The sequence below is a fragment of the Clostridium sp. MCC344 genome, from assembly GCF_018785365.1.
Classification (GTDB): domain Bacteria; phylum Bacillota; class Clostridia; order Lachnospirales; family Lachnospiraceae; genus Pilosibacter.
Window position 1 is genome coordinate 23,644 of record NZ_WQPQ01000077.1, and the last position, 6,678, is coordinate 30,321.

A 6,678-nucleotide genomic window follows, 5' to 3' on the forward strand; every position below is an offset into this window, starting at 1 on the left:
CTATGAGATTAAAGGAAATTGAGGCAAGATTAGCCGAAATCAAAGAAGAGCTTAACACCAGAGCGGCAGAGCTTACGGACGAGGAAATTACAAAACTGGAAACAGAGGTAACAGACTTACAGGAAGAGCGTACCGCTTTACTGGCAGCGGCAGAGAAACGTAAAAAGCTGCTTGAAAGAATTGCAGCAGGAGAGCCGACAGGTGGAGCGGGAGCAGATACCACGCTGCTTAGAAATTTCAAGGGAGCAGGCGGCGCAGGAGCAGGAGAACCAGAGGACAAATACGACACTACGGCATACAGAAAAGCGTTTATGAATTATGTATGCAGAGGCGTTGCTATTCCGGCAGAGTACAGAGCAGCTGAAACCACCACCACAGCAGACAGCGGCGCTGTAATTCCGACAACTATTATGAATGAAATTATCCAGAAACTGGAAAGCTACGGCAGCATTTATGCAAAGGTGCGTAAGATTAACGTACAGGGCGGCGTTTCCATTCCGATTGCAGACTTAAAGCCTACTGCACACTGGATTACAGAGGCAAAGAGCAGCGACGACCAGAAAGCATCTGCTAAAAATTCCGTAACTTTCAATTATTACGGTTTGGAGTGCAAAATTTCCCAGAGCATTTTAGCGAATGTAGTAACGCTGAAAATGTTTACTGATTTGTTTGTACCTATGGCAACAGAGGCAATGGTAAAGGCTATTGAAATTGCCATTTTCAACGGTACAGGCGAGGGGCAGCCGCTGGGCGTTCTGAAAGACAGCAGGGTAACAGCTGTAATTACTCTGACACCGGAAGAGTACGCAAGCTGGAACGGCTGGCATAAGGTAAAAGGCAAAATGAAAAAGGCGTACAGAAACGGCAGCTTTGTTATGAACCAGTCCACTTTTGATACTGGCATTGACGGTATGGAAGATAAGAACGGGCAGCCTATTGGACGCACAAACTACGGCGTAAACGGAGAGGAAACATACCGTTTCATGGGTAAGAATGTGGAAACTGTAGAGGACGACGTTTTACCGAGCTGGGACGACGCAAACGAGGGCGACGTAATCGCAGTATTTATGAATTTCTCTGATTACGTTATCAATACCAACATGGAAATGCAGGTAGTGAAGTGGACAGACCACGACAACAACAAGATTAAGAATAAGTGCTTAATGGTAGTGGACGGCAAAGTAGCTGACGCTGCGGGCATTATCTTAGTTAAAAAGGGCGTAACAGCAGTGTAAGAAAGCGAGGTAGAGCATGAAAGGATACTTAGACGCAAAAGAGCTGGAAAGCTATAAGAAAGAGGATTTGCAGGAACTGGCAAAGCAACTGGGCGTAGATGCAGAGGGAACAAAGAAAGAAATTGCTGCACGCTGCGCAGCCGTCGAGGTAGATATACCAGACAACAGCGAGCTTACGGAAGAGGACAAAAAAGTAGCAGCCGAGGCAGCGGCAGAGGCAGCAGCTAAAGCCGAAGAGGAAAAGAAAGCAGTAGGGCTGGTAAAAGTAAAAGCACAGCGTCGTTTCCTTGACAAGGAATTAAACCAGATTAAGGATACTGGGGACGTTTACACCGTAAGCAGAGAACGTGCAGCAGTTCTGAAAGAGGCAGGCGTAGTAGAAGTAGCAGAGTAAGAAAGAGGGTGCGGGCTATGGCAGCATATACCACTACATTAACCGAGAAGATGCGGGCGGCGCTGCGTATCAGTAGCACCAGTGAGAAAATCACAGAGGAAATAAACGACTGTATAGCCGCCTGCAAAGCTGATTTGAAAAACGACGGCGTAAAAGTAATAAAAGAGACAGACGAGCTGATTATAAGAGCAATTACGCTGTACTGTAAGGCAGAATTTGGCTTTAACAACAATGCGGAACAATTCAGAAAGTCATACGACGCACTTAAAATGCGCTTAGCTTTATCAGTGGAATACAACACAGCGCCGGAAGTGTCCGAAACGGACACCGACGGCGCAGAAAGCGAGGTATAAGCGGTGGAGTGGCAGGACGAATTAACGCTTATTGCAGAAACAGCAGCAGAAAACAGGGTAAATAAAAACGGCTTTGCAGTAAAGCCGGAAGAAAGCGCCCGCACTGTATTCTGTAACAAAAAAACAGTAGGATACAGTGAATATTTTAAGAGCCAGCAGACAGGAAAACTGGTAGAGGCAAAGTACGAGGTACACAAGGCAGATTATGGCGGCGAGGACGTAGTAGAAGTAAACGGGCGGCGCTATTTTGTACTTAAGACCTACGATACAGGAACAGACACCATAGAGCTTACGCTTACAGATTTACGCCACAGAAACGAGGTGTAAGCATGGGAGAGTTTAACACAGTCGGGCTGGAAGATATTATAGACGCTTTCAGCCGGAGAGAGGCGGCTACAGTTGAGGCAGTCCCCAAAATGCTTAAAGCTGGTGCTGATGTGCTGATAGAGGCACAGAGAGCAGAGGCACAGGCAATGGGACTGAATGAAACGGGCGGTTTTATCAATTCCATAAAAGCTACGGACGTAAAGGGCGACGATACGGAGAAATACGTAGAGATATACCCACAGGGACGGGCAAAGCATGGAAACGACAGAAAAGGAGATAAAAGCAAGGTGCGCTATGCAACAATCGGCTTTGTGGCAGAGTACGGCACAAGTAGCCACGCTGCACGCCCTTATATGACAGTGGCAAACGAAAAGGCGCACGAAAAGGTAGTAGAGGCACAGCGCAGTATATGGGAGAGTGAAACAGGCGAATGAGTATACAGGAGATTTTAGAAAGCGCAGGGTTGCCAGCCCAGAGAGGCGTTTACACTGGACGGGATAAGCCAGACGCATATTATACGTTTCTGCGGCTGCTGGGTACGCCTGCGGTAAATGCAGACGACGAAGAGAAAGAGCGCAGGGAAATGTATAGAGTTACGCTTTTCCATAAGGGCGATTTTGAGGCGCAGCTTGATAAGACAAAAGAGGTATTGAAAGCAGCAGGCGTTTATATCAACAGCATAGACGCAGAAAGCTACGAAACAGAAACGGGGTACTGGTTAGTGCCTATCACAGTCGAGATTTTGAAAGAGGAGTGATTAAACAATGACACTGGGACTGAAAGATTTATATTACGCCGTATGCACAGAGGCAGACGGAGCAGAGAGCTACGGGACACCTAAGAAAATGGCAGAGGCAATGAGCGCCGATTTATCCGTAAAGACAGCAGACGGCAGCTTGTATGCAGACGACACATTAAGCGAGAGCGTCACGGAGTTTGCAAGCGGAACGCTTAAGCTGGGAATTAAAGACCTTACGCCGGAAGTGCTGGCAGAGCTGCTGGGACAGGCAGTAGATAAGAACAGCGTAGTATGGGCGGGAAAAGAGGACGAGCCGCCGTATGTTGCTGTAGGGTTCAGAGCTAAGAAAACGGGTGGTAAATACCGTTACGTATGGCTGCTTAAAGCAAAATTTAAAGTACCGTCTGAAAAGTACGAAACAAAGGGCGAGAGTATCAAGTTTAACACGCCGGACATTGAGGCATCTTTTACAACAAGAAAGAAAGATAACTTGTGGAAAGCAGACTTTGTGGGAACAGAGGAAAGCGCAGCGGCTAAAACGTGGTTTACAGCAGTGCCGGAAAAGGCAGCAGCAATGGAAAGTGTATAAAACAGGAAAGGAGAGAGGCGTAGCATGGGCTGCGCCTTAATTTTATATCATGGGAGCATTAAAGAGCGGGGCTTTTCCCGTAGAGCTGAACGGCAAAGAATATGGTTTACTTTTTTCGCTGAACGCATTAGACGAAGTACAGGAAAAGTTTGGGGGCTATGACAAATTAAGTGAGGTATTCAATAAAGATAACCCAAACCTTTTTAAAGATACAAGGTGGTTACTTACGCTGCTTATTAACGAGGCACTTTTAGCAGAGGACGAAAACGCCCAGCTGCTTGAAGAGAAGAGGGTAGGCAGACTGATACACGCAGGAAATTTGCAGGAAGTACAGAGCGCTATTTTTAAATCGTTCTACAGAGGAACTGCGGGAGACAACAGCGACACAGAGAACGAAAACGACGGAGAAGAAACAACAGAAGAGGGAAACAGGGCAGCCGTGCAGGAAAATTAGATACTGCACGGCTTTTGTATATTGCAGTAGTGCTTTTGAGATACAGGGAACGTGAGGCATGGAGAAAAACACCATACCAGATAACGACACTGTTTAAATATCACAAGGAATATAACCCGCACATTTTCCGACAGGAACAGGCGGGAACACCAGCAGCTACAGAAAACATGGACGATATAGACATAGCGTTAGGGGGCTTTTAATTATGGCAGATAAGACGCAGAACGTCAAAACAAGGTTAAGTTTTGACGGAGAGGCAGAGTATAAAGCAGCCTGCAAGGAAATTAACAGCACCCTTAAAGTGCTTAATTCTGAAATGAAACTTGTAACGGCTGAATATAAGGACAATGCAAGCAGCGTAGATGCGCTGAAAGCAAAGCAGGCGGTACTACAGAAAACATACGACGAGCAGGCAAAAAAGGTAAAAGAAACCGAGGCGGCTTTAGAAAAATGCCGCAAGGCAACAGGAGACAATAGCGAAGAAAGTAAAAAACTTGAAACCCAGTTAAATTACCAGAAAGCAGCGCTTGTAAAGACAGAGCAGGAATTAGGCAAAACGACTGACGAAATGGAAAAAGCAGAAAAAGCCGCTGACGAAATGGGAAAGGAAATAAAAGACAGCGGGGAACAGGCAGACGACGCAAAGGGAAAATTTTCTGGATTTACAAGCGTGCTAAGCGGAATGGGTACAGCGCTTAAAGCAGCAGCAGCGGCGACGGCGGCAGCAGTTGCGGGAGCGGCAACAGCCATAGGAGCGCTTACCACAAAAGCGATAGAGGGATACGCAGCACAGGAACAGCTTGTAGGCGGTGTAGAAACTCTTTTCAAAACGTCGTCTGATACGGTTGTTGGTTATGCAAACGACGCATATAAAACAGCTGGAATGTCTGCAAATGAGTACATGGAAACAGTTACCAGCTTTTCAGCGTCGCTGCTTGCCAGTATGAATAATGACACGGCAGCGGCAGCAGAAAAGGCAAACGTGGCAATTACGGATATGTCAGACAATGCAAATAAAATGGGTACTGATATATCGCTTATACAGAACGCCTATAACGGTTTTGCAAAGCAGAATTATACCATGCTGGATAACTTAAAACTGGGATATGGCGGTACAAAAGAGGAAATGCAGCGACTGCTTGATGATGCAAGCAAGCTATCCGGCATTAAGTATGATATTTCATCATATTCAGACGTTGTAGACGCTATTCACGTCGTACAGACGGAAATGGGCATAACAGGGACAACGGCAAAAGAGGCAAGTACAACAATAGAGGGTTCGGTTAGTTCTATGAGTTCAGCGTGGGACAACTGGGTAGCTGGAATGGCAGACAGCGAGGCGAATTTCTCACAGCTTACAAGCAATCTGGTAGACAGTATTGTAACAGTGGTAGGGAATATAGCACCGAGGGTAATAGAAACAGTGCCGAGGCTGGTAAGCGGACTGGGAGAAATCGTAGAGCAGCTTGCAACGTATATACCACAGGTTATACAGGAGTTATTACCGCCTTTAATGAGCGGCGTACAGGACTTGCTTAATACGCTGGTTGGAATGCTGCCGGAAATGATAAGCATAATCGGGCAGATTATACCGACAATCATAGATACGCTGCTTACTATATTACCGCAGCTTTTAGAGGCAGGCGTACAGATTATTACGGAATTGGCGCAAGGTATCGCACAAGCGTTACCTACATTGCTGCCAACAATCGTAACGGTGGTTACGAACATTGTAACCATGCTGATAGAAAATATACCGTTGCTGATTACAGCAGCATTACAGCTGCTTACGGGGCTGGCACAGGGGCTGGTAGCAGCGCTGCCTGTACTGATTGAGGCACTGCCGGAAATCATAACGGCTATCATAAATGCACTGGTTGAGGGCATACCGCTTATTATCGAAAGTGCGGGCGATATTATAGTTGCATTGATTGACGGCATCATAGATGCAATACCGCTTTTAATCGCAGCCATACCGCAGATTATAGCAGCCATTGTAACAGGACTGATTACGGGGCTGCCTAAGATTTTGACGGCGGCAGGCAAGCTGGTAATGACAATCATAAATAAAATAAAAGAGCTACCTACTCTGATACCGCAGGCAATCGCTGCGGGCGTTGAGAAAATAGCAGAGTGGGGCGCAAATATGCAGGAAAAAGGCGGCACAGTTATAACAGGTTTTGTAACGAAAGTTATAGATATTGTTAAGGAGCTGCCGCAGAAAATCTGGAACAGTATAGTAAGCGCAGTAACCAGAGTGGCTACGTGGGGCGCAAATATGCAGACCAAAGCCAAAGAAGTAATGAACACAATGCTTACGAACATTGTAACGATTGTGAAAGAAACGCCTGCTAAAATCTGGAACAGTATAGTAAGCGCAGTAACCAGAGTGGCTACGTGGGGTAACAATATGCTTACGAAAGCCAAAGAGGTAATGAACGCCATGGTAACAGGCGTTGTTACGATTGTTAAGGAACTGCCGCAGAAAATCTGGAACAGTATAGTAGGAGCAGTTACCAGAGTGGCTACGTGGGGTAACAATATGCTTACGAAAGCCAAAGAGGTAATGAATGCCATGGTAACGGGC

9 protein-coding genes are annotated in these 6,678 nt (G+C 46.3%); all 9 read left to right on the forward strand.

Annotated elements, in window-relative coordinates; genetic code table 11:
* Positions 1 to 2: 2 nt before the first annotated feature.
* On the forward strand, positions 3 to 1,235 hold the full coding sequence (locus GPK90_RS15625; RefSeq protein ID WP_138343668.1) for a phage major capsid protein: 1,233 nt from the start codon (positions 3 to 5) through the stop codon (positions 1,233 to 1,235).
* Between the two features lie 16 nt (positions 1,236 to 1,251).
* Positions 1,252 to 1,629: a hypothetical protein gene (locus GPK90_RS15630; RefSeq protein ID WP_215684911.1), complete on the forward strand. Its 378-nt coding sequence runs from the start codon at positions 1,252 to 1,254 to the stop codon at positions 1,627 to 1,629.
* Positions 1,630 to 1,646: 17 nt separating this feature from the next.
* The gene (locus tag GPK90_RS15635) at positions 1,647 to 1,982 is read left to right on the forward strand and encodes a phage head-tail connector protein (RefSeq protein WP_002591271.1); all 336 of its coding nucleotides are present in this window, start codon (positions 1,647 to 1,649) and stop codon (positions 1,980 to 1,982) included.
* 3 nt (positions 1,983 to 1,985) lie between these two features.
* Complete coding sequence (locus GPK90_RS15640; protein WP_002591272.1) at positions 1,986 to 2,309, forward strand: hypothetical protein; 324 nt, start codon at positions 1,986 to 1,988, stop codon at positions 2,307 to 2,309.
* A gap of 2 nt (positions 2,310 to 2,311) precedes the next feature.
* A complete protein-coding gene (locus GPK90_RS15645; RefSeq protein ID WP_002591273.1) occupies positions 2,312 to 2,743 on the forward strand; it encodes a hypothetical protein in 432 nt (143 codons plus the stop codon).
* Positions 2,740 to 3,066, forward strand: coding sequence for a hypothetical protein (locus GPK90_RS15650; protein ID WP_002591274.1), 327 nt, complete (start codon positions 2,740 to 2,742; stop codon positions 3,064 to 3,066). The genes GPK90_RS15645 and GPK90_RS15650 overlap by 4 nt, the downstream gene beginning before the upstream one ends.
* 7 nt (positions 3,067 to 3,073) lie before the next feature.
* Positions 3,074 to 3,637, forward strand: coding sequence for a major tail protein (locus GPK90_RS15655; protein WP_002591275.1), 564 nt, complete (start codon positions 3,074 to 3,076; stop codon positions 3,635 to 3,637).
* A 49-nt stretch (positions 3,638 to 3,686) separates the two neighbouring features.
* On the forward strand, positions 3,687 to 4,091 hold the full coding sequence (locus GPK90_RS15660) for a hypothetical protein (RefSeq protein WP_215684912.1): 405 nt from the start codon (positions 3,687 to 3,689) through the stop codon (positions 4,089 to 4,091).
* A gap of 205 nt (positions 4,092 to 4,296) precedes the next feature.
* The coding region (locus GPK90_RS15665) for a phage tail protein (RefSeq protein WP_252197539.1) at positions 4,297 to 6,678 on the forward strand (2,382 nt) is incomplete at its 3' end.

Bases quoted from the DNA above. Each gene is read 5' to 3' on its own strand.
- GPK90_RS15660 (WP_215684912.1), top strand. From the start codon at position 3,687: ATGGGAGCATTAAAGAGCGGGGCTTTTCCCGTAGAGCTGAACGGCAAA.
- GPK90_RS15650 (WP_002591274.1), top strand. From the start codon at position 2,740: ATGAGTATACAGGAGATTTTAGAAAGCGCAGGGTTGCCAGCCCAGAGA.
- GPK90_RS15635 (WP_002591271.1), top strand. From the start codon at position 1,647: ATGGCAGCATATACCACTACATTAACCGAGAAGATGCGGGCGGCGCTG.
- GPK90_RS15630 (WP_215684911.1), top strand. From the start codon at position 1,252: ATGAAAGGATACTTAGACGCAAAAGAGCTGGAAAGCTATAAGAAAGAG.
- GPK90_RS15655 (WP_002591275.1), top strand. From the start codon at position 3,074: ATGACACTGGGACTGAAAGATTTATATTACGCCGTATGCACAGAGGCA.
- GPK90_RS15625 (WP_138343668.1), top strand. From the start codon at position 3: ATGAGATTAAAGGAAATTGAGGCAAGATTAGCCGAAATCAAAGAAGAG.
- GPK90_RS15645 (WP_002591273.1), top strand. From the start codon at position 2,312: ATGGGAGAGTTTAACACAGTCGGGCTGGAAGATATTATAGACGCTTTC.